Here is a 20,693-nt window from a genome sequence, read left to right on the forward strand (position 1 = left end):
GGTGCCGGCCTCAGGCGGTGGCGGCGGCTTCGACCAGGCCCATTTCCTCGCTGGACATGAGCCTGTCGATGTCCACCAGGATCAGCATCCGCTCCTCCAGCGTGCCCAGCCCGATCAGGTAGTCCGCGTCCAGCACCGAGCCCATCTCCGGCGCGGGCTTGATCTGCTCTCCCGTCAGCGTGATCACGTCCGACACGCTGTCCACCACCATTCCCACCACCCGGCCACCGATGTTCAGCACGATCACCACCGTGAACTGGTCGTACGTCGGCTCGCCGAGCTTGAACTTGATGCGCATGTCGATGATCGGAACGATGATCCCGCGCAGGTTCACCACCCCCTTGATGTACTCCGGCGCGTTCGCGATGCGCGTCACCGCGTCGTACCCGCGCAGTTCCTGCACCTTCTGGATGTCTATGCCGTATTCCTCTTCGCCGAGCTTGAAGGTCACGACCTCCAGGCGGCTCACGCCGGTGGCAGCGGACGAGGCGGTTTGTTGCAGGGGATCTCTTGCCTTGTTCAGCATCTTTTCTTCTCCGGTTTGAATGGGGTTTGGCGCTGCACGTGGTGTCAGGCCGCCTCGGCGAAGGCCTCGGCGTTCTCGGCCTTGAATACGCGCACGGCTCTCACCAGGCCGTCGGCCTGCTCCTGCAGCAGCTGGGCGGTGGCCGAGGCTTCCTCGACCAGCGCGGCGTTCTGCTGCGTGACCTGGTCCATCTGCGTGATGGCTTGATTGATCTGCTCGATGCCCGAGGTCTGTTCCTGACTCGCGGCAGTGATCTCGCCCATGATGTCCGTCACGCGCTTCACACTGCCGACGATCTCTTCCATCGTGCGGCCTGCTTCTTCCACCTGCTTGCTGCCCTCTTCGACCTTCTCTACCGAGTCGCCGATCAGGGTCTTGATCTCCTTGGCTGCGGCTGCGGAGCGTTGAGCAAGGCTTCGGACTTCTGATGCCACGACAGCGAAGCCGCGGCCCTGCTCGCCAGCACGCGCGGCTTCAACGGCTGCGTTAAGTGCCAGGATGTTGGTCTGGAAGGCGATGCCGTCAATCACGCCGATGATGTCCACGATCTTCTTGGACGACGCATTGATCGAGCCCATGGTGTCGACTACCTGCGAGACGACGCTGCCGCCCTTGACGGCAACTTCCGAAGCAGACACAGCCAGCTGATTCGCTTGCCGAGCGTTGTCCGCGTTCTGCTTGACCGTCGAGGTCAGCTCTTCCATCGAAGCAGCCGTCTGCTCCAGCGAGCTCGCCTGCTGCTCCGTACGCGAAGACAGATCCTGATTGCCCGAAGCGATCTGGCTCGAAGCCGACATCACCCCCGACACATTGGCGCCGACATCCGCGACGATGGCGAACAGGTTCGCGCTCATCTGGTTCAGCGCGCGCAGCAGCCCGGTGATTTCGTCACCACGCCGCACGTCGAAGCGCACGAGGTCGCCACCCGCAATGGCGCGCGCGACGTGCACGGCTTCGTCCAGCGGGCGGAACACGGTGCGCACCAGGAACTGCCCCAGGCCCAGCCAGGCCAGCGCGAAGCCCGCGCCGCTGGCGACCATGGCGCCCGGCAGCCAGCTCTGGGCGCCGGAGGACGCGGCCAGCCGGGATGCTTCCATCCAGCCGAAGATGCCGAGCCCCAGCGACAGCAGCGCCCCGATGCCGGTCGCGCCGAAGACGCGCTGGCGCACGGGAATGCGGCGCAGCCGCGCCAGCGGGTCCGTCCAGCCGCGCGAGACCACTTCGCCCTGCAGCAGTTCGAAGTCCTTCGCGCGGCCTTCGCGGATGCGGGCGTAAAGCGCCTCGGCCTGCGCCACATCGGCGCGACCGGGCTTGCTGCGCACGGACATGTAGCCCTGCGTGCGGCCGTCGCGGCGGATCGGCGTGACGTTGGCCAGCACCCAGTAGAAGTCGCCGTTCTTGCGGCGGTTCTTGATGAGTCCTGTCCACGGCAGGCCCTGGCCCAGCGTCTGCCACAGGTCGGCGAAAGCCTCGGGCGGCACGTCGGGATGGCGCACGATGTTGTGCGCCTTGCCCATGAGCTCGGCCGCGGCGAAGCCGCTGGCCTCGACGAAGGCCGGATTGACGTAGGTGATGCGACCCTTCAGGTCGGTGCGGGACACCAGTGCGGCGTCCGGCGACAGTTCGTATTCGATGCCGGTGACGGGGAGATTGACGCGCATGGTCTTGTCGTCCTCCCTCAGGCCAGGGCCACGCGGTTGCCGCCGTTCAGGCGGAAGACGCCGACGACGCGGGAAAGGCTGCCGGCCTGTTCGCGCAGCGACTGCGCTGCGGCCGAGGCCTCTTCGACCAGTGCCGCGTTCTGCTGCGTCACCTGGTCCATCTGCGTGATGGCCTGGTTGATCTGCTCGATGCCCGAGGTCTGTTCCTGGCTTGCCGCAGTGATCTCGCCCATGATGTCCGTCACGCGCTTGACGCTGCCCACGATCTCTTCCATCGTGCGGCCGGCTTCCTCGACCTGCTTGCTGCCCTCTTCGACCTTCTCCACCGAGTCGCCGATGAGGGTCTTGATTTCCTTGGCGGCGGCTGCGGAGCGTTGAGCGAGGCTGCGGACCTCGGAAGCCACCACTGCAAAGCCTCTGCCTTGCTCACCGGCGCGGGCAGCTTCAACGGCAGCATTCAGCGCGAGGATGTTGGTCTGGAAGGCGATGCCATCGATCACGCCGATGATGTCCACGATCTTCTTGGACGACGCATTGATCGAGCCCATGGTGTCGACGACTTGCGAGACGACGCTGCCGCCCTTCACTGCCACTTCCGAGGCCGAGACAGCCAACTGGTTCGCTTGACGCGCGTTGTCCGCGTTCTGCTTGACTGTCGAGGTCAGCTCTTCCATCGAAGCGGCCGTCTGCTCCAGCGAGCTAGCCTGCTGCTCCGTACGTGAAGAAAGATCCTGGTTACCCGAAGCGATCTGCCCCGAGGCCGTCGCAATCGTCTCGGTCCCTTCCCGCACCTCGCCAACCACCTTGGCGAGGCTTTCGTTCATGTTCTTCAGCGCCTGCAGCAGTTGCCCCGCCTCGTCGCTGCCGTGCACATCGATGCGCGCGCTCAGGTCGCCCGAGGCCACCGTCTCGGCCACTTCCACCGCATGCCCCAGCGGGCGCACGATGCCCCGCGTCAGGCGCCAGGAGAGCAGTGCGCCCAGCACCAGCGCAACGGCCGACAGCACCAGCAACGTGGTGCGGCCTGTCGTGAAATCGGCGCCGATGCCCTTGGCGGCCTCGTCGATCTTCTCGCGCTGGTGATTGGCCAGCGCCTCGACCGCGCCGCCGTACACGCCCAGCGCATCGGAGAACTTGGTGTCGACCAGGGTGTTGGCTTCGGCGAGATTGCCGGAGTCCTTCAGCTTGTTGAGAACGCCCACCGTCTCCAGCACCACCGCGCGGGACGAAGCCACCTTCGCGTAGAGCGCCTTCTCTTCCGGCGTGCTGAGCATCGACTCGAGCTTCTTCTGCGCCGGGCTGATGCGTGCGGAACCCGCCGCCTGGACCTTGGAGAAATAGGCGGCGACCTGCGGATCGGTGGTCTTCACCATGGCGAAGTTGGCCACGGTGTTGGAGCGCAGGTTGCTCAGCCATTCGTTGGCCAGGCGCTCCTTGACCAATGCCTGGGCCACCATCTCATCGGTTGCGTTGCCCACGTTGGTGAGCCGCAGCACGCCCGTGCCGGCAATGAGCGCCATCAGCACCAGCATCGCTGCAAAGCCGAGGCCCAGGCGGGTTCCGATTTTCAGATCCTTCAGACTCATTGCTCTCTTTCTTCAACAACAGGGAACGGATTCATCCTGTTATCGGCATCGGAGCGCCAGACTTGAGTCCTTTCTCATCAAAATTCGGTCCAGTCGCCCTTGGCGTCGCCGGCCATGGCGAGCTGCGGTGCGGCCGATGGCTCCTTGCGCGCGGGCAGGGCCTTGGACGGACGCTTCGGCGCGGGTTTTGCGGGCTTCGGGATCGGCGTGATGTGGGTGAAGCCGGGGCGTACCGTGGCGACCGCGTTGGTGTCGAGCTTGAAGATGCTGACTGCGCGCACGAGGCTGCCGGCCTGTTCCTGCAGCGATTGCGCTGCGGCCGAGGCTTCCTCGACCAGTGCGGCGTTCTGCTGCGTCACCTGGTCCATCTGCGTGATGGCCTGGTTGATCTGCTCGATGCCCGAAGTCTGCTCCTGGCTCGCCGCAGTGATCTCGCCCATGATGTCCGTCACGCGCTTGACGCTGCCCACGATCTCTTCCATCGTGCGGCCTGCTTCTTCGACCTGCTTGCTGCCTTCTTCGACCTTCTCTACCGAGTCGCCGATGAGCGTCTTGATTTCCTTGGCTGCCGCGGCTGAACGTTGAGCGAGGCTTCGGACTTCTGAAGCAACGACAGCGAAGCCACGGCCCTGTTCACCAGCGCGAGCAGCTTCGACGGCTGCGTTCAGCGCGAGGATGTTGGTCTGGAAGGCAATGCCATCGATGACGCCGATGATGTCGACGATCTTCTTGGACGACGCATTGATCGAGCCCATCGTGTCCACGACTTGAGACACAACGCTGCCGCCCTTCACTGCCACTTCCGAGGCAGACACAGCCAGCTGATTCGCTTGCCGAGCGTTGTCCGCGTTCTGCTTGACCGTCGAGGTCAGCTCCTCCATCGAAGCGGCCGTCTGTTCCAGCGAACTCGCCTGCTGCTCCGTACGCGAAGAAAGATCCTGGTTACCCGAAGCGATCTGCCCCGAAGCCGTCGCGATCGTGTCCGTACCTGTACGCACTTCGCTCACGATCTTCACGAGGCTCTCGTTCATCTCCTTCAGGGCATGCATCAGCCGCCCCGTCTCGTCCTTCGACTTCACGTCGATGCGCGAGCTGATGTCGCCCGCCGCCACCTTCTCGGCCACCTGCACGGCGTCGCCGATGGGCCGGGTGATGGAACGCGTGATGAGCCAAGCGACGCCCGCGCCGAGCAGTATGGCGAGGCAGCCCAGCGCCAGCATCAGGTCGCGCGACCATGCATAGCCCGCGGCGGCCTCGTCGTTGGCGGCCTGCGAGCGCTTTTCCTGGTGTTCGCTCATCGCGTCGAGCTCCGCGAGCACCGCGCGCACGGCGGGCTGGAACTTCGAGATGAAGAGCGATGTCGCCTCGTCGTTCCTGTTCTGCTGCGCGAAGTCGCTGAGCTGGGTGTTCAGGGGCACGAGCACGGCCACCTTCTCGTCGATGCGCGCCAGCAGCGCCTTGCCCTCGGGGGTCGCCAGCAGCTTGGCCAGCGCCGAGCGGCTCTCGGTGAAGCGCTCGCGCGCGGCGCCGATCTTCTTGACCTCCTCGCGCATCGCCGCCTCGTCGATCAGCAGGATCAGGTTGCCATCGAGGATGGCGATGTCGCGGATCGCATCCGCCATTTTGTTGACCGAGGCGACCTTGACGTTGTTGCCGGTGACGATGCCGTTCAGCCGTGACTGGATGTCGGTCATCGCGCTGAGCCCGAGGCCCGCGATGCCGGCCAGGAGAAGGAGTACTGCTGCAAAGCCCGCGCCGAGGCGGGTGCCTATCTTGAGATTGAGAAACGAATTCATGGGGGAGAGTGTGTTTTTCTAGGAATCCTGTGCGTTGACGTGCTCGAACACCCGGTCGAGCCGGTCCGAGACCTTGGCGGCGTCATGGGTCGAACGGGTGACCGAGCGCATGACGAGCCATACGACGGCAACGGCTGTAAAAAATGCGGCCACGCCCAGCACGCAGACGGTCTGTTGCGCCCACTCGTAGCCGGCGCCGGCCTTGAAGCCGAGGCTCAATGCCACTGCCAGCAGGAACAACAGGATGGCGAAGCCCGCGCCGATGCGCAGGGCAAGCCTGGGACTGATACGCGTACGCATGGGTTTTTCAGGCTGGCTGCGCTTCTTCTTCTGCGTCGAGCTTGAAGGTGCTGACTGCGCGCACGAGGCTGCTGGCTTGTTCCTGCAGCGACTGGGCTGCGGCCGAGGCTTCTTCGACCAGCGCGGCGTTCTGCTGCGTCACCTGGTCCATCTGCGTGATGGCCTGGTTGATCTGCTCGATGCCCGAGGTCTGCTCCTGGCTTGCCGCCGTGATCTCGCCCATGATGTCCGTCACGCGCTTGACGCTGCCCACGATCTCTTCCATCGTGCGGCCTGCTTCTTCGACCTGCTTGCTGCCCTCTTCGACCTTCTCTACCGAGTCGCCGATCAGGGTCTTGATCTCCTTGGCGGCTGCTGCGGAGCGTTGAGCGAGGCTGCGAACTTCGGAGGCCACCACTGCGAAGCCGCGACCTTGTTCGCCAGCACGGGCAGCTTCAACTGCTGCATTGAGCGCGAGGATGTTGGTCTGGAAGGCGATGCCGTCGATGACGCCGATGATGTCCACGATCTTCTTGGACGAGGCATTGATCGAGCCCATCGTGTCCACGACCTGCGAGACGACGCTGCCGCCCTTGACCGCTACCTCGGAAGCAGACACAGCCAGCTGATTGGCCTGCCGCGCGTTATCCGCGTTCTGCTTGACTGTCGAGGTCAGCTCTTCCATCGAAGCAGCCGTCTGCTCCAGCGAACTCGCCTGCTCTTCGGTACGAGACGACAGATCCTGATTCCCCGCCGCAATCTGCCGCGAAGCCACCGCGATCGAATCGCTGGACGCCTTGATGCGCGTCACCAGGTCGGTCAGCGTGTCCTCCATCTCGCCCATGCCGCGCAGCAGCCGGCCGAAGTCGCCGCCGCGCTCGGTCTCGAATTCCTGGCTCAGGTCGCCCGAGGCGACGGTCTCGGCGATCAGCAGTGCCTCGCCGATCGGTTCCACGATGCTGCGCGTGAGCAGCCATGCGGTCACCGTGCCGACGATCAATGCAAGTGCGGCAAGCACCCCGATCCAGATTCGGCCGGAGCGGTACTTCGCATCGATGGCGAGAGCGGTGCGGTCGATCTCCTGCTGCTGGTGGTTCACCATGGCGCGGATGCTCGCGTCGTAGGCGTCCAGCGCGGGCACGAGCTGCGTGTCGGTCAGCCTGGTCGCGTCTTCCTTGCGGCCGTCGGCCTTGAGCTTGAGGATCTGGTTGCGCAGATCGACATAGTCGCCGCGCTTCTTCTTGATGTCCGCGCTCAGCGCCAGCTCTTCGGGCGACTCCAGCACGGCTTCGAGCTTCTTCTGCGTTTCGGTGATGACGGTGCTGGTGGCCGAGATGTTCTTCTGCAGGTAGGCCTGCACGGCGGCATCGTCGCTCTTGAGCAGCGAGAAGGTGCGCACGCTGTTGGTGTTGGTTGCCAGCTGCCAGGCGGCCGCGAGCCGCTCCTTGGCCAGCGAGGCGCCGGCCATGGCCTGCGTGGCTTCGCCCACGGCCTGCAGCCGCAGCACGCCGATGCCGGCGATGAGCACCACCAGCGCAAGCACCCAAGCAAAGGCGGCGCCCATGCGCCGTCCCACTGTCCAGTTCTTCATCATGTCGCGTCTCCTGCGGAACCTCTGTCTCGTCGTTGTGTGGGTTCGGGGGTGTGGGGCGCTCAGGCGGCCATCTTCTCGACCAGGCCCATTTCCTCGCTGGACATGAGCCTGTCGATATCCACCAGGATCAGCATCCGCTCCTCCAGCGTGCCCAGCCCGATCAGGTAGTCCGCATCCAGCACCGAACCCATCTCCGGCGCAGGCTTGATCTGCTCTCCCGTCAGCGTGATCACGTCCGACACGCTGTCCACCACCATCCCCACCACCCGCCCGCCGATGTTCAGCACGATCACCACCGTGAACTGGTCGTACGTCGGCTCGCCGAGCTTGAACTTGATGCGCATGTCGATGATCGGAACGATGATTCCGCGCAGGTTCACCACCCCCTTGATGTACTCCGGCGCGTTCGCGATGCGCGTCACCGCGTCATACCCGCGCAGTTCCTGCACCTTCTGGATGTCTATGCCGTATTCCTCTTCGCCGAGCTTGAAGGTCACGACCTCCAGGGGCGCGCGTGCGCTTTGAAGCTGCGGCGCCTGTGCGTGCCTGGTTGCTGCTGCCACTGCTGCTGCGGTCTCTGCCATGGGTGTTCCTTGGTGCGGTGAGCGCTCTCGCGGCTCAACCGAATTTCTGCATGATGCGAACCAGCTTCTCGCCGTAGCGAGGGTCGGTCGCGTAGCCCGCACGCTGCAGGCCATGGGCCGCCTCGTTGGGGTCGTCGGTCGCCAGCACGTTCGCGTAGCGCGGGTTGCGGGTGATGAAGCGTGCGTAGTCGGTGAAGGCTTCCTCGTAGGAGGCGTAGGCCCGGAACTTCGCGCGCACCTTCTGCGGTTCGCCGTCGACGTACTCGGTGGTCGTGGTCTCGACCGTTGCGCCCTTCCAGCTTCGGTCGGCCTTGATGCCGAACAGGTTGAAGCTCTGCGTTCCGTCGTCGGCGCGGATCTCGCGCTTGCCCCAGCCCGACTCGAGCGCGGCCTGCGCGAGGATCAGCGGCGCGGGCACGCCGCTGGCCGTGCTGGCGGCCTGCGCCGATGCGCCCATGCGGCCCACGAAATCATCGACCTGCCCCTGCAGCGTGGCGCTCGCACCCGCGCCGGGCGCGCGACGTTCGCTGTTGAACTGGTAGATGCCGAGGTCGGCCGCACGCGCGGTCGGTGCCGAGCCGAGCGGAATGCCGGCCCGATCCCCGAGGGGGAACCCGCCCATGCGCGGCTCCAGCGGCATCGGCCTGACGCCGATCTCCGCATCGGCCTGCGCGTCGGGCGGGCCCGACGGCATGCTGCGGCGCAGCTGCGCGAGCATCGCTTCGGCCAGCCCCACGCCACGCCCCGAGAGGTTCTGCGTGAGCTGCTGGTCGAACATCGACAGGTACACCTTCTGGTCCTGGCTGTCGAAGAGGCCGCTCGAAGGCGTCGCCTCGCGCATGCTCTTGAGCACCATGTTCATGAAGAGCGCCTCGAACTGCCGCGAGACCTGCTGCAGCCCTTCCTCGGGCGAACTGCGCACGGTGCGCCGCAGGGCATCGACGCCCTGCACGTCGAGCGCGAAACGCTGGTCGAGCGCGCCACTGCGGTCGGAAGCCGATACCGTCATCGCCCCGGCCCCGTCAGATGATCTCGAGCTCGGCGCTCAGGGCGCCGGCCGACTTCATGGCCTGGAGGATGGAAACCAGGTCCTGCGGATTCGCGCCCAAGCTGTTGAGCCCCTTGACCACGTCCGACAGCGAAGCCCCGCCGCGCACCATCTGGATGGCGCCGCCGCCCTGGTTGACCGAAATCTGCGAAGTCTGCGCCGCCACCGTGCTGCCGCCCGAGAACGCGCCCGGCTGGCTGATGACAGGCTCGGTATTGATGACCACCGACAGGTTGCCGTGCGCGATGGCGCAGTCCTTCACGCGAACGGCCTGGTTCATCACCACGGAGCCGGTGCGAGCGTTCACCACCACGCGGGCACCTGCCTGCGTGGGCGTCACTTCAAGATCCTCGAGCCGCGCGAGAAAGCCCACGCGCTGCTGCGGTTCGGGCGCCCTCACGCGGATCGAACGCGCATCGATGGCCTCCGCCGTTCCCGAGCCGAACTGCCGGTTGATCGCGTCCACCGCGCGCTGCGTGGTGCCGAAATCCGAGCGGTTGAGCTCGATGGAGAAAGTGCCTTCCGCGCCCACCGGCGACTCCACCGTGCGCTCCACCAGTGCCCCGGCCGGAATGCGCCCCGAGCTGAGCTGGTTGACCTGCACCTTGCTCCCGTTGGCCGACGCGCCCGCGCCGCCGACCACCATGTTCCCCTGCGCCACGGCGTAGGTCTGTCCGTCCACGCCCTTGAGCGGCGTCATCAGCAGCGTGCCCCCGCGCAGGCTCTTCGCATTGCCCATCGAGGACACCGTCACGTCGATGTTCTGCCCCGGCCGCGCGAACGAAGGCAGCGTGGCCGTGACCATCACCGCCGCCACGTTCTTCAGCTGCATGTTCACGCCCTGCGGAATCGTGATGCCCAGCTGCTGCAGCATGTTGTTCAGACTCTGCGTGGTGAACGGCGTCTGCATCGTCTGGTCGCCCGTGCCGTCCAGCCCCACCATCAGCCCGTAGCCGATCAACGGGTTGTCGCGCACGCCCTGGATGCTCGCCAGCTCTTTCAACCGCTCGGCATGCACAGGACCAAGGAAAAAGGCGCCCAGCACCGCCAGCGCCGCGATGCGCAAGCGAGCCGAAAATTTCGTGGGATGCCACGGAACCGGCTTTGCCGGGCCGTTGGCATCGCCCCCTGCAAGGGGGTGGGAGTAGCGACACGAAGTGCGCGAAGCCTGGGGGTGTTTCATCAGAATGGCATGACGTTCAGGAAGAAGCGCTGCATCCAGCCCATGTGCTGCGCCTCGTCGATATAGCCCTTGGCCGAATACTCGATGCGTGCATCGGCCACCAATGTGGAGGGCACCGTGTTGTTGCCCGAGACGGTGCGCGGGTTCACCACGCCCGAGAAGCGGATGTATTCCGTGCCCTGGTTGATGCCCATCTGCTTCTCTCCGCTCACCAGCAGGTTGCCGTTGGGCATCACATCCGTCACCGTGACCGTGATCACGCCGTTGAAGGTGTTGTTGGCATTGGCCCCGCCCTTGGCGTTGAGCGAATTGGTGCCCGAGAGCTTCGTGTCCTGCCCGTCGAGCAGGCCGCCGATGAGCTTGGGAATGGCGGCGAACACGCTGGTGGTGCTGCCGGTGCGGCTGGCGTTCGCGCCGGAAGTCTTGGTGGCGTTGACCTTCTCGCTGATGACGATGGTCAGGATGTCGCCGACGTTGCGCGGGCGGCGGTCTTCGAAGAGCGCGTTGGCGCCGGGGCCGTCCTGGAAGATGGCGCCGGGCGAGCGCCGGGACTGCACCGCCGCGTAGCTGTCGGCGCGCGCCGTCATCGGCTGGTGCACCAGCGGCTCGCGCGGAACCTGCGCGCAGCCGGTGGCCAGCACCGCTGCCGCGACCGCGAGCAGCGACAGCAGCCGTGCCCACGCATCGGCCGCACCGCTGCGAGGATGAAGACGCAACAGAAGAAGACGCAACGCCTGAAGCATCACAGCTGGGCCAGTCGCTGCAGCATCTGGTCCGAGGTCTGGACCGCCTTGCTGTTGATCTCGTACGAACGCTGGGTCGCGATCATGTTGACCAGCTCTTCCACCACGTTCACGTTCGAAGCCTCGACGTATCCCTGGCTCAGCGTGCCCGCGCCGTCGACGCCGGGGTTCACCTGGTTGGGCGCGCCCGACGCGTCGGTCTCGGCGTACAGGTTCTCGCCCAGGCTCTGCAGGCCCGTGGGGTTGACGAAGGTGGCGAGCTGCAGCTGGCCGATCTGCACGGTGTTGGTGCTGCCCGCCTGCACCACCGAGACGATGCCGTCGCGGCCCACGGTGATGCTGGTGGCGTTGGCCGGCACCGTGATGGCGGGCTGCACGGGGAAGCCGCTGGCGGTGACCAGTTGGCCGTCGCGGTCGGTCTGGAACGAGCCGTCGCGCGTGTACGAAGTGGTGCCGTCGGGCATCAGCACCTGGAAGAAGCCGCCGCCGCTGATGGCCACATCGGTCGGCTTGTCGGTCTTGGTGAGGTTGCCCTGCGAGTGGATGCGCTCGGTGGCGACCACGTGCACGCCGGTGCCGACCTGCAGGCCCGAGGGCAGGCGCGTCTGGTCCGACGACTGGCCGCCGACCTGGCGCAGGTTCTGGTAGACCAGGTCCTCGAACACGGCGCGGCTGCGCTTGAAGCCGGTGGTGCCGACGTTGGCGAGGTTGTTGGAGACCACGTCGAGCTGCGTCTGCTGCGCGTCGAGGCCGGTCTTGGCGATGTAGAGGGAGCGGATCATTTTTCTGGGAGTCCTGCGGAAGAGGTTGCGAAAGAGCGTGTCAGCCGTAGGCCAGCAGCTTGTTGGCGGACTGCGCGTTGGTGTCGGCCGTCTGCAGCGACTTCATCTGCATCTCGAAGCTGCGTGCGTTGGCGATCATGGCCACCATGGCCTCGACCGGATTGACGTTGCTGCCTTCGACCACGCCGCTGACCAGCGTGACCGCCTCGTCGGCCTCGGCCGGCTGCTGGCCGGCGCGCATGCGGAAGAGGCCGTCGTCGCCGCGCTCGAGGTCGGTGACCGCCGGGTTGACCAGCTTCAGGCGGCCGACTTCGGCAATGCCCGTGAGCGTGTTCGACGCCGCGTCGCGCGCGCCCACCAGCCCGTTGGCCGCGATGCTCACGGTGGAGCCCGGCGGCACGGTCAGCGCGCCGTTGTCGCCCATCACGGGGCGACCGCCCATCGTCGTGAGCTGGCCGTCGGCGCCGATCTGCAGGTTGCCCACGCGGGTGTAGGCCTCGCCGCCGTCGGGCGTCTGCACCACCAGCCAGCCCGAGCCGCTCACGGCCACGTCGAGCGCGCGGCCGGTTTCGGTGAGCGGGCCGTGGGTGAAGTCGGCGCCGGGCGTGGTGGCGGCCACGAAGGCGCGCGTGGGCGCCTCCTGGCCGACTACGGGCACGGCGCGGAAGTTGGCGATCTGCGCGCGGAAGCCCGGCGTCGAGACGTTCGCCATGTTGTTGGCGACGGCGGCCTGCTGCTCCATGACCTGCTTGGCGCCGCTCATGGCGACGTACAACATGCGATCCACTGGGTGCTCCTGCTGTTATCGGTCTGTCGGTAGCGCCGCGTCAGCGGATGTTCATGAGCGTCTGCATGACCTGGTCCTGCGTCTTCACGGTCTGCGCGTTGGCCTGGTAGTTGCGCTGCGCGACGATGAGGTTGACCAGCTCGGAGGTGAGGTCGACGTTGGATGCCTCGAGCGCGCCCGACTGCAGCGAGCCGAGCTTGGTGCCCTCGCCCGGCGTGCCGGTGAGCGGGTTGCCCGAGGCCTGCGTCTCGGCCCACACGTTGTTGCCCTTGGGCTCCAGGCCGTTCGGGTTGGCGAACGACGAGAGCACGACCTGGCCCAGCAGCTTGGTCTGTTCGTTGGAGAACTTGCCGGTGATGGTGCCGTCGGCGTTGATCGAGAACGAGGTGAGCTCGCCCGAGCGGTAGCCGTCCTGCGCGAGCTTGCTCATGGCGTTGGCCGCGCCGAACTGCGTGGTGCCCGAAATGTCGAGCGTGGGAGTGAGTGCCGCGGCGCCGTTGGTGAGGGTGAGCGTGCCCAGGCTCAGCTGGCCGCTGGCCGGCGCGGTCATCTTGCCGGCGGAGTCGAAAGTCAGGGTGCCGAGCGCGGCGCCTGCGTTCAGCGCCGCACCGTCGGCCGTGCCGTACACGCTCCAGGTGTTGGCGGGCGTCGCGCTCTTCACGAAGTAGACGGACACGTCGTGCGGGTTGCCCAGCGAGTCGTAGATGGGGCCGACGGCGTTCGAGTAGTTGAAGGTGTCGGAATCGGCCGCGTTGAAAGGCGTCTTGGTGGGCGTGGTCTTGCGCGCGTCGAGGTTGAACTCGGCGTCGATGCCGGTCGTGGCCTTGGGCGTCATGGGCGTGGTCGGAATCTGGATGGCCGCCGGCGTGCCGCCGCTGATGCCGCCGTTCGCGTTCGCGCCGAAGCCGGTGAGGCGCAGGCCCGAGGCGTTGACGATGTAGCCGTCCTTGTCGCGCGTGAACTGGCCGTTGCGCGAGTACATGACTTCGCCGGTGGCGCTGGTCAGGCGGAAGAAGCCGTCGCCGTTCAGGATGGCCACGTCCAGCGGGCGGCTGCTCGACTGGGTCACGCCCTGCGAGAAGTTCTGCGTCACGCCCGAGACCGAGGCGCCCAGGCCGACGCGCGAACCCGCGTACACGTCCTGGAAGGTGGCCGCTGCCGACTTGAAGCCGACGGTGCCCGAGTTGGCGATGTTGTTGCCGATGACGTCGAGGTTGGCCGCGGCCACGCCGAGTCCGCTGATGCCCTGGGAAAAAGCCATGATGGTTCCTTGCTTGTTGGTTTCGGTGCGTTGGATGCGATGGGGAAAGAAGCCCTGGGGCTCAGAGGAACAGGCGCACGTCGGACAGGCCGATGTTGGTGCCCGTCATCAGCTCGAGCGTGACGCCGTTGGCGCCCTGCTTCACTGCAGCCACCTGTGAGAAGGTGAGCGCGGTGGCCTTCACCGTCGTGCCGTTGTTGGTCGCGTTCACGTTGAAGCTGTAGGCGCCCGCGGGCACCACGTTGCCCGCGTCGTCCTTGCCGTCCCAGGTGACGGCGTTGACGCCTTCGGTCATGGAGCCGGCATCGATGGTGCGCACGACCTTGCCGGTGGCGTCGACGATCTTGATCTCGACGTCGGATGCAGTGCCCGGAAGCTCCACGGCGAAGGCCTGCGACGCGGGCTCCTTGCCTGTCTCGGGGGTCTTGGTGGTGAGCGTGCTGCCCGGCGACAGCACGTTGTAGCCGATGAGCGAGGTGGCCTGCAGCAGCTGGTTGGAGCTGGTCTGGTTCACCAGGCCCGAGAGCGTGCTGTTGAGCTTCTCGATGCCGCTGACGGTGCTCATCTGCGCGAGCTGCGAGGTGAGCTCGGCGTTCTGCATCGGGTTGAGCGGGTCCTGGTTGTTCAGCTGCGTGACCAGCAGCTTCAGGAAGCGCTGCTCGCTGTCGACGTTGGAGGTGCTGTTGTTGCTGCTCACCGCGGAGGTGGCGTTCTGTCCGGTGATGGACGAGGTATCGGAAATGGCCATGGCGCGTTCGTGCCTGTTCTTTGGTGTTTCTTCGGGGGTTACTGGCCGATGCTCAGCGTCTTGACCATCAGCGTCTTGGCGGTGTTGAGCACCTCGACGTTGGCCTGGTAGCTGCGCGAGGCGGAGATCATGTTGGTCATCTCCTCGACCACATTGACGTTGGGCATCGCCACGTAGCCTTCGGCGTTGGCGTGCGGGCTCTTGGGGTCGAACACCAGGCGCGGCGGAGACTGGTCTTCCACCACGCCGGCCACCCTGACGCCGCCGATGTCCCCGCCGCCGTACGACGAGGGCGCGACCTGGAACACCACCTGCTTCGCGCGGTAGGGCATGCCGTCGGGTCCGGCCACGCTCTCGGCGTTGGCCATGTTGCTCGCGGTCGCGTTCATGCGCTGCGATTGCGCGGTCATGGCCGAGCCGGCCACGTTGAAGATGTTCATGGAGGTGCTGTTGAAGGGCATGGAATGGGCTCCTGCCGCTTACTGCTGCACGGCAGACAGCAGCGACTTGATCTTCGAGTTGATGACCGTGAGGTTCGACTCGTAGCGCAGGGCGTTGTCGGCGAATGCGATGCGCTCGACGTCCATCTCGACGGTGTTGCCGTCGAGGCTGGACTGATTGGGCACGCGGTAGAGCAGGTCCTTGTCGGAGACGGCCTGTGCCTGTCCCGCGAGATGGCGCGACGAAGTGGTGGCCAGCGACATCGACTGCGATGCGCGGCCGCGCTCCACGGCTTCGCTCAGGCGCGCGCCGAAATCGAAGTCGCGCGCCTTGTAGTTGGGCGTGTCCGCATGGGCGATGTTGGCCGCAAGGACCTCCTGGCGCTCGGCGCGGAGGTTGAGGGCTTCGCGGTTGAAGCGAAGCGCCGCATCCAGCTTGTCGATCATGTCTTTTCCATCCGTTGAGGCGTCGCCAATGCGCGGGGCGCAGCGACAGATGGAAAGCGAGTCTATGCATGAGCCGCTTTTGCAATCGCCCGAACAAAGGGGGTTTTCGCCTGCTGCTCGCACCTTCGATCGACGCGTGGATTTCTAGAATTTCCGGGCGGCGGCATGCCTTGTCCTCTTGTGAGACGCATGCCATCGAGGCCACTCAAACACACGTATCCGATGACCTTCTTCGAGCTTGCAGAGCTTCGCGATCACGCCCTGCGTACGGTGCTGCCGGCACTGGCGCTGGCGGCCTGCTGCGCGTCGGCGCCCGCGTACGCGGCCAATGCAGCCAACGCCGCCGATGCCACCGGCAACGCCGGCACGAACGGCAACACAGGCGCGGTCATCGAGAAGTATCTGCAGATGCAGGCGGCCGGACTGCCGGGCAAGGTGACGATCAGCCTCGAGGGCCGGGGCACATCCGCCCTGCCCGCCTGCGATGCGCCCGAGGCCTTCCTGCCGCCGGGCGCGAAGCCGTGGGGCCGAGTGTCGGTGGGCGTTCGCTGCCAGACGGAACGGCCATGGACACGCTTCGTGCAGGCCCACGTGGCGGTGGAAGGCAGCTATTTCGTGGCGGCGCGCGCGATCGACGCGGGCCGCCCGCTGGGCGCGGGCGACGTAGCCGAGCGCACCGGCGACCTCACCAGGCTGCCGCGCTCGGTCATCACCAGCGCGGCCGAGCTGGCCGGCGTGGTGACGGTCAACCGCGTGGCGCCCGGCGCGCCGCTGCGCAAGGAGCTGGTGCGCGGCGTCACCGTCATCCAGCAGGGGCAGGCGGTGAAGGTCGTGGCGCAGGGCCAGGGCTTCGTCGTGAGCACCGAGGCCAAGGCCATGACCGGGGCGGCGGTGGGTGCCGTGGTGCAGGCCAAGACCCGCGACGGCCGGCTGGTCAGCGGCGTGGCGGACGAAGAGGGGCAGATCCAGCTGGCGCAATGACGCGCTGCACAAGACCGCCGTTCACGCCATTCCTAAAGTTCTTGCGCGGGCTGCCGATATACGGGTCAGCCCCTGAGGAATCACCTTGAAAATCGATCAACCCGCCCCTTCGGCCACGCCCCTCCATCGAACGACGCCCGCCACGGCAGGCACGGCTGGCACGGCCGCTGCGACAGGCGCCGACGCCGCCCAGCGCGCCGCCAGGGCGGCGGCGCCGGCGCCTTCCGCGCACGTTCATACGCTGCCGAGCGCCGCGGGCACCGCCAGCGATTTCGACGCGGCGCGCGTGGCGGCGATCCGCGAGGACATCCGCGCGGGGCGCTACCAGATCCGGCCCGAACGCATCGCCGACGGCCTGCTGGCCAGCGTGCGCGACCTGCTGACACCCGGCGCCCCCGGAACTCCCGGTACCCCGGGTGCTCCCGGCGAAAAGGGCGACGGCGAATGAAGAAACAGCCCGACCTGCTCGCCCATCTGCGCACCGAGGCGGCCTGCATAGAGGAATTCCTGTCCGTGCTCGACCGCGAGGCCGAGGCGATGTCGGGCGGCACTTTCACCGACCTGGCGGCCATCGCCGGGGAAAAGACCGTGCTGATCGACCGCATGGCCGAACTCGACGCGCAGCGCGAGGCACTGCAGGCGGCACTGGGCTTCGAGCCCGGACGCGCGGGCGCCGATGCGGCCGCCGCGGCGGCCGGCCCGCAGGTGCGGCAGGTCTGGGGAGAACTGCTGGAACTCGCCGGACAGGCCCGCGGCCACAACCTGCGCAACGGCTCGATGGTCTACGCGCATCTCGATTTCACTCAACAGGCACTGCACTTCCTGCAGGCCAGCGCACAGCTGTTCTACGGACCGGACGGCGCACGCAAGACGCAGGCGGGCTCCGGCAACCGCCTCGCGGCGGGCTGAGCCGCGTGAGGGCCGGGCTGCTGGTCGTGCTGTGGCTGTGCGCCGCCGCCGGACACGGCGCGGCAAGCGCAGCGGATGGCGTGCTGGTCTCGAACCTGGCGCCGGGCGTGCAACCGGGCGACGCAGTCAATCTCGGCCAGCTGAACCAGACGGGCGCGGCGCTGCGCGACGTGGAGCGCGTCGCGTATTCGGGCACAGCGATGGCCGTTGCGATGACGGCGGCGTACGTGCCCGCCCTCCTGCCCGGCGAGAAGACCGTGGGCCTGGCCTTCGGCGGCTACAGGGGCTACACGGCAGTGAGCCTGGGCTTCAGGACTCTTTCGGACGACGGGCGGACGGCCTGGGGCATGGCCGTCGCCAACGCGGGGCGGGACTGGGGATTCAACGCCGGCATCGGCTGGAAGCTGCCGCGCGGCGACAGCCGCTGACGCGGGCCGGCCTCCCCCACCAACACATGGAAGCTTTCGACATGAACAACGATGCTCACGGCGACGCGCGACAGGTGGCCATGGTGGGTTGCGACGAAGCACAGACGCGCGCCTGGGGCCAGAAACTGCGCCTGATGGGCTGCACGCCGGTTTCCTTCGACAGCAGCGCCGACTTTCTGCGCGCGGCCACGCACGGCACCAATCACTTCGACCTGCTCCTGGTCGTGCTGAAGGACGAAGGCGCCTGGCCGGTGCTGACCTCGATGTGCCAGGCGCTGCGGGTGCCGATCTTCCTGGTTGCCAACGCGCTGCAGCGCGAACTGCTGGCCGAGGTGCTGTCGGCGGCCGAGCCCGAGTCGCAGGGCCCGGGCATCGATTTCGCGGTGCTGCCCGTCGACGACTTCGAGGTGGAGCTGCGCGTGCGCGAGGCGCTGCGGCGCAACGAGACGCTGCTGCATCCGCAGGCGACGAGCGCGCTGTTCGGCGACTACCGCTTCGTCGGCAGCCGCAAGGTGGTGGTGCACAAGGGCGAGGAAATCCGCTTGAAGCCGCGCGAGTTCGAACTGGCGCTGCTGCTCTTTCGCAACGCGGGCCAGTTGCTGGAGCGCGAATGGCTGCTGGGCTCGCTGTGGCCGGACTCCCGCGTCGAACGCAAGAGCCGGGTGCTCGACTGCTGCGTGGCGAACATCCGCCGCAAGCTGTCGTTGCACAAGAAGAACGAGTTCGTCCTTCACTCGGTCTATGGACGGGGCTACGAGCTCAAGCATGCGGCCGCTCAGCCGATGGAAGGAACAGTGACGGGGACGGTGGACGACTCGGGCTTTCCGGACACGTCGAACGAGCCGAGCTGGCTGGCGGAAGCCGCCCGCGCATAGCCGCGCGAACGCGCAACAGCGCTGCGGGCAGGAAGAAATGGCGTGACGATCGCCGGCCTCGAGGAACCGCCCGCATTCAGCGGCGCGGGTGCCAGTGGCAACCTCTACCAACGCCAGCAGACCGTCGACTCCAGTATCGGCCGTCAAACTTAAGCCGGGCTGAATCGCGACAGCAACGCAAGTCAGGATGACGGCCGCCGCGGCAGGCCAGAATCCTGCGCATGCAATTGCAGATCGACCCGCACCAGGTCCACCTTTGGCACCTGTACGTTCCCGAACGGGACGACCCCACCGGCGACGCGGCCATCATGGCCCTGCTGGCGCCCGAGGAGCGGGAGAAACACGGACGCTTTCATTTCGCCCGCGACCGGCGCCGGTATCTCATGACGCGGGGGCTGATCCGCTCGCTGCTTTCGCGCTACGTTCCCTCGGTCGCGCCCGCGGACTGGAGCTTCGAGAACAACGAATACGGCCGCCCGCGCATCGCCAACGCGCTGCCGCAGGCGCAGCGCATCCGCTTCAACATTTCGCACAGCGCGTCGCTCGTCGTGGCGGCAGTGAGCGTCGAGCGCGAAGTGGGTGTGGACGTCGAGCACACGGGAAGGACCGCACCATTGGAGATTGCGGAGCATTTCTTCTCGTCGAAGGAAGCCCTGGCGCTGCAGCGGCTTCCCGCCGGGCTACAGCCGGCCCGCTTCTGGGATCTCTGGACGCTCAAGGAGAGCTACATCAAGGCACGCGGCATGGGCCTGTCGATTCCGCTGGACCGCTTTTCCTTCGACCTCGACGGTGACGACGAAGCAGCCATAGGCTTCGAGCACGCCCTCGACGGCGATTCCGCCGCGCGCTGGCGGTTCTGGCGGCTGCAGCCGGACGATGCGCATGCCGTTGCCCTCTGCCTTGAGCGGACTCCCGACGAGCGCGACGTACAGCTCCGGTGCCTGAAGGCGACGCCGCTGCTTGCGTCGATGGAGGAATTCCAGGGCACGGTGACGCGCCGATCGGCGGACCTCTGAAGGGCGTGCGCTACCTGCAGCTCCTATTGCCGGTTCAGGTTCGCCTCGAATTCGGCGCGGTTCCACAAGCCGAAATACAGCACGTCCGTCCATTGAAGGCCGAGCGGATGCTTCGTGGCGCCGTTGCGGGTGCTGTCGCAGTCGTCGTCGAGGCGAAGGCCGAAGAAGGCGTCGAGCGGTGCCGGGCATTTCTGCGCGATGGCTTTCTTCAATTGCCGCCCTGCTTCGGCGATGTCGGCGGGCAGCGCATCGATGGCTGCGCCGACGTGGATGCAGCGCGCGATCTCCTGCTCGACGCAGGCGCGCAGCGCTTCTTCCGTCTCTTCGGACATGGTGTCGAGCTCGACCGTCTCCAGCAGCAGGTAGCCGTCGCGATGGGCTTCGAGGAAGGCGATCGTCTCGTCCAGCCAGGCCGGGAGTTGCGCCGGAGCCGAAGGCGCTGCTGGCGGCGCGGCCTCCTTGCGTGGCGAGGCCAGCGCCGCGAGGCGGCCGAGAAGGGAGACGGGTTTCGTTGCCGGGGCGGATTGCGGCCCCGACGCCGGTGCCGCCATTGCGAGCGGCCGCACGATGTCGATGAAACGCTTCACGCGCCCGAAGCCGGGGTCGAAGGAGCTGCTGATCGCATGGAGCCTGGTCTTGCTGCCAGGCTCGTCGGTATCGAATCCGTCCGACACCAGCGAGGCGCACAACCGCGGATCGCCCGACATGAGAACCCGGAACATGAAAGGCACGTCGTACGGCCACTCGGACAGGCCCGAAATGGTTTCCGGGCGGTCGGCGTAGGAAGAAGGCCGATTGCCGAGGCTGTAGAGATAGGAACGGTTGGCCACCGGAAGCTCCCTGATTTCTTGCACGCCCTGCCTGGGCGAGGTCGGCGCATTCTAGGTAGGAGGCCGCTTTTCGCGGTACCCGGGAGTGGTCTTTTCATCCGGGTCAAACACTTTGGCATTAGATGAAGTTAATTCTTAAGAATTAAGAACCAAAGAACTCCTTATCCAACATTACAGAATTACGAGTGA

General features: G+C 66.5%; 23 protein-coding genes. 6 read left to right on the plus strand and 17 right to left on the minus strand.

Annotated elements, in window-relative coordinates:
- Positions 1–10: 10 nt before the first annotated feature.
- The 16 genes from SFB74_RS25480 to flgB form a co-directional block, all read right to left on the minus strand.
- Positions 11–526: a chemotaxis protein CheW gene (locus SFB74_RS25480; RefSeq protein WP_432727140.1), complete on the minus strand. Its 516-nt coding sequence runs from the start codon at positions 524–526 to the stop codon at positions 11–13.
- Positions 527–570: 44 nt separating this feature from the next.
- A complete protein-coding gene (locus SFB74_RS25485) occupies positions 571–2,187 on the minus strand; it encodes a methyl-accepting chemotaxis protein (RefSeq protein WP_432727142.1) in 1,617 nt (538 codons plus the stop codon).
- Between the two features lie 17 nt (positions 2,188–2,204).
- Positions 2,205–3,773 (minus strand): methyl-accepting chemotaxis protein, encoded by a 1,569-nt coding sequence (locus tag SFB74_RS25490; protein ID WP_432727143.1) that lies wholly within the window; start codon positions 3,771–3,773, stop codon positions 2,205–2,207.
- A gap of 77 nt (positions 3,774–3,850) precedes the next feature.
- Positions 3,851–5,569 (minus strand): methyl-accepting chemotaxis protein, encoded by a 1,719-nt coding sequence (locus SFB74_RS25495; RefSeq protein WP_432727144.1) that lies wholly within the window; start codon positions 5,567–5,569, stop codon positions 3,851–3,853.
- An 18-nt stretch (positions 5,570–5,587) separates the two neighbouring features.
- Positions 5,588–5,869: a hypothetical protein gene (locus tag SFB74_RS25500; protein WP_432727145.1), complete on the minus strand. Its 282-nt coding sequence runs from the start codon at positions 5,867–5,869 to the stop codon at positions 5,588–5,590.
- A 7-nt stretch (positions 5,870–5,876) separates the two neighbouring features.
- Positions 5,877–7,442, minus strand: a complete 1,566-nt coding sequence (locus SFB74_RS25505) for a methyl-accepting chemotaxis protein (protein WP_432727146.1) — start codon at positions 7,440–7,442, stop codon at positions 5,877–5,879.
- A gap of 59 nt (positions 7,443–7,501) precedes the next feature.
- Positions 7,502–8,026 carry a chemotaxis protein CheW gene (locus tag SFB74_RS25510; RefSeq protein WP_432727147.1) on the minus strand — a complete coding sequence of 175 codons (525 nt, stop codon included), beginning with the start codon at positions 8,024–8,026 and terminating at the stop codon, positions 7,502–7,504.
- Positions 8,027–8,060: 34 nt separating this feature from the next.
- A complete protein-coding gene (flgJ, locus tag SFB74_RS25515) occupies positions 8,061–9,035 on the minus strand; it encodes a flagellar assembly peptidoglycan hydrolase FlgJ (protein WP_432727148.1) in 975 nt (324 codons plus the stop codon).
- Positions 9,036–9,048: 13 nt separating this feature from the next.
- A complete protein-coding gene (locus tag SFB74_RS25520; RefSeq protein WP_432727149.1) occupies positions 9,049–10,140 on the minus strand; it encodes a flagellar basal body P-ring protein FlgI in 1,092 nt (363 codons plus the stop codon).
- Positions 10,141–10,256: 116 nt separating this feature from the next.
- Positions 10,257–10,973, minus strand: a complete 717-nt coding sequence (locus tag SFB74_RS25525) for a flagellar basal body L-ring protein FlgH (protein ID WP_432727150.1) — start codon at positions 10,971–10,973, stop codon at positions 10,257–10,259.
- A gap of 26 nt (positions 10,974–10,999) precedes the next feature.
- Positions 11,000–11,782, minus strand: coding sequence for a flagellar basal-body rod protein FlgG (gene flgG, locus SFB74_RS25530; protein WP_093197930.1), 783 nt, complete (start codon positions 11,780–11,782; stop codon positions 11,000–11,002).
- A gap of 40 nt (positions 11,783–11,822) precedes the next feature.
- On the minus strand, positions 11,823–12,569 hold the full coding sequence (flgF, locus tag SFB74_RS25535) for a flagellar basal-body rod protein FlgF (protein WP_432727151.1): 747 nt from the start codon (positions 12,567–12,569) through the stop codon (positions 11,823–11,825).
- A gap of 40 nt (positions 12,570–12,609) precedes the next feature.
- Positions 12,610–13,830 (minus strand): flagellar hook protein FlgE, encoded by a 1,221-nt coding sequence (flgE, locus tag SFB74_RS25540; protein ID WP_432727152.1) that lies wholly within the window; start codon positions 13,828–13,830, stop codon positions 12,610–12,612.
- Positions 13,831–13,891: 61 nt separating this feature from the next.
- Positions 13,892–14,578, minus strand: coding sequence for a flagellar hook assembly protein FlgD (locus tag SFB74_RS25545; protein WP_432727153.1), 687 nt, complete (start codon positions 14,576–14,578; stop codon positions 13,892–13,894).
- 38 nt (positions 14,579–14,616) lie between these two features.
- Positions 14,617–15,039: a flagellar basal body rod protein FlgC gene (gene flgC, locus SFB74_RS25550; protein WP_432727154.1), complete on the minus strand. Its 423-nt coding sequence runs from the start codon at positions 15,037–15,039 to the stop codon at positions 14,617–14,619.
- A gap of 18 nt (positions 15,040–15,057) precedes the next feature.
- Positions 15,058–15,465 carry a flagellar basal body rod protein FlgB gene (gene flgB / locus SFB74_RS25555; RefSeq protein ID WP_176663004.1) on the minus strand — a complete coding sequence of 136 codons (408 nt, stop codon included), beginning with the start codon at positions 15,463–15,465 and terminating at the stop codon, positions 15,058–15,060.
- 222 nt (positions 15,466–15,687) lie between these two features.
- Here flgB and flgA point away from each other — a divergent pair, with 222 nt between their 5' ends.
- The 6 genes from flgA (at position 15,688) to SFB74_RS25585 (ending at position 19,674) form a co-directional block, all read left to right on the plus strand.
- On the plus strand, positions 15,688–16,446 hold the full coding sequence (gene flgA, locus SFB74_RS25560; RefSeq protein WP_432727155.1) for a flagellar basal body P-ring formation chaperone FlgA: 759 nt from the start codon (positions 15,688–15,690) through the stop codon (positions 16,444–16,446).
- 85 nt (positions 16,447–16,531) lie between these two features.
- Positions 16,532–16,894 (plus strand): flagellar biosynthesis anti-sigma factor FlgM, encoded by a 363-nt coding sequence (gene flgM / locus SFB74_RS25565; protein WP_432727156.1) that lies wholly within the window; start codon positions 16,532–16,534, stop codon positions 16,892–16,894.
- Positions 16,891–17,355 carry a flagella synthesis protein FlgN gene (locus SFB74_RS25570; RefSeq protein WP_432727157.1) on the plus strand — a complete coding sequence of 155 codons (465 nt, stop codon included), beginning with the start codon at positions 16,891–16,893 and terminating at the stop codon, positions 17,353–17,355. Before flgM ends, SFB74_RS25570 begins: the two co-directional genes overlap by 4 nt.
- A 5-nt stretch (positions 17,356–17,360) precedes the next feature.
- Positions 17,361–17,783: a YadA-like family protein gene (locus tag SFB74_RS25575; protein WP_432727158.1), complete on the plus strand. Its 423-nt coding sequence runs from the start codon at positions 17,361–17,363 to the stop codon at positions 17,781–17,783.
- A gap of 41 nt (positions 17,784–17,824) precedes the next feature.
- Positions 17,825–18,658 (plus strand): winged helix-turn-helix domain-containing protein, encoded by an 834-nt coding sequence (locus tag SFB74_RS25580; RefSeq protein ID WP_432727159.1) that lies wholly within the window; start codon positions 17,825–17,827, stop codon positions 18,656–18,658.
- A 221-nt stretch (positions 18,659–18,879) separates the two neighbouring features.
- Positions 18,880–19,674: a 4'-phosphopantetheinyl transferase family protein gene (locus SFB74_RS25585; RefSeq protein WP_432727160.1), complete on the plus strand. Its 795-nt coding sequence runs from the start codon at positions 18,880–18,882 to the stop codon at positions 19,672–19,674.
- Positions 19,675–19,697: 23 nt separating this feature from the next.
- On the opposite strand, the gene SFB74_RS25590 is transcribed toward SFB74_RS25585, so the two are convergent.
- Positions 19,698–20,504: a hypothetical protein gene (locus SFB74_RS25590; protein WP_432727161.1), complete on the minus strand. Its 807-nt coding sequence runs from the start codon at positions 20,502–20,504 to the stop codon at positions 19,698–19,700.
- Between the last annotated feature and the right edge of the window lie 189 nt (positions 20,505–20,693).

The sequence above is a fragment of the Variovorax xiamenensis genome (genome assembly GCF_050916385.1).
In the GTDB taxonomy this organism is placed as follows: domain Bacteria; phylum Pseudomonadota; class Gammaproteobacteria; order Burkholderiales; family Burkholderiaceae_C; genus Variovorax.

What these genes read in the sequence shown, in the direction of transcription:
- SFB74_RS25480 (WP_432727140.1), bottom strand. Translation starts at nt 526, where the DNA reads ATGCTGAACAAGGCAAGAGATCCCCTGCAACAAACCGCCTCGTCCGCT.
- SFB74_RS25485 (WP_432727142.1), bottom strand. Translation starts at nt 2,187, where the DNA reads ATGCGCGTCAATCTCCCCGTCACCGGCATCGAATACGAACTGTCGCCG.
- SFB74_RS25490 (WP_432727143.1), bottom strand. Translation starts at nt 3,773, where the DNA reads ATGAGTCTGAAGGATCTGAAAATCGGAACCCGCCTGGGCCTCGGCTTT.
- SFB74_RS25495 (WP_432727144.1), bottom strand. Translation starts at nt 5,569, where the DNA reads ATGAATTCGTTTCTCAATCTCAAGATAGGCACCCGCCTCGGCGCGGGC.
- SFB74_RS25500 (WP_432727145.1), bottom strand. Translation starts at nt 5,869, where the DNA reads ATGCGTACGCGTATCAGTCCCAGGCTTGCCCTGCGCATCGGCGCGGGC.
- SFB74_RS25505 (WP_432727146.1), bottom strand. Translation starts at nt 7,442, where the DNA reads ATGATGAAGAACTGGACAGTGGGACGGCGCATGGGCGCCGCCTTTGCT.
- SFB74_RS25510 (WP_432727147.1), bottom strand. Translation starts at nt 8,026, where the DNA reads ATGGCAGAGACCGCAGCAGCAGTGGCAGCAGCAACCAGGCACGCACAG.
- flgJ (WP_432727148.1), bottom strand. Translation starts at nt 9,035, where the DNA reads ATGACGGTATCGGCTTCCGACCGCAGTGGCGCGCTCGACCAGCGTTTC.
- flgG (WP_093197930.1), bottom strand. Translation starts at nt 11,782, where the DNA reads ATGATCCGCTCCCTCTACATCGCCAAGACCGGCCTCGACGCGCAGCAG.
- flgE (WP_432727152.1), bottom strand. Translation starts at nt 13,830, where the DNA reads ATGGCTTTTTCCCAGGGCATCAGCGGACTCGGCGTGGCCGCGGCCAAC.
- SFB74_RS25545 (WP_432727153.1), bottom strand. Translation starts at nt 14,578, where the DNA reads ATGGCCATTTCCGATACCTCGTCCATCACCGGACAGAACGCCACCTCC.
- flgC (WP_432727154.1), bottom strand. Translation starts at nt 15,039, where the DNA reads ATGCCCTTCAACAGCACCTCCATGAACATCTTCAACGTGGCCGGCTCG.
- flgB (WP_176663004.1), bottom strand. Translation starts at nt 15,465, where the DNA reads ATGATCGACAAGCTGGATGCGGCGCTTCGCTTCAACCGCGAAGCCCTC.
- flgA (WP_432727155.1), top strand. Translation starts at nt 15,688, where the DNA reads ATGACCTTCTTCGAGCTTGCAGAGCTTCGCGATCACGCCCTGCGTACG.
- SFB74_RS25570 (WP_432727157.1), top strand. Translation starts at nt 16,891, where the DNA reads ATGAAGAAACAGCCCGACCTGCTCGCCCATCTGCGCACCGAGGCGGCC.
- SFB74_RS25580 (WP_432727159.1), top strand. Translation starts at nt 17,825, where the DNA reads ATGAACAACGATGCTCACGGCGACGCGCGACAGGTGGCCATGGTGGGT.
- SFB74_RS25585 (WP_432727160.1), top strand. Translation starts at nt 18,880, where the DNA reads ATGCAATTGCAGATCGACCCGCACCAGGTCCACCTTTGGCACCTGTAC.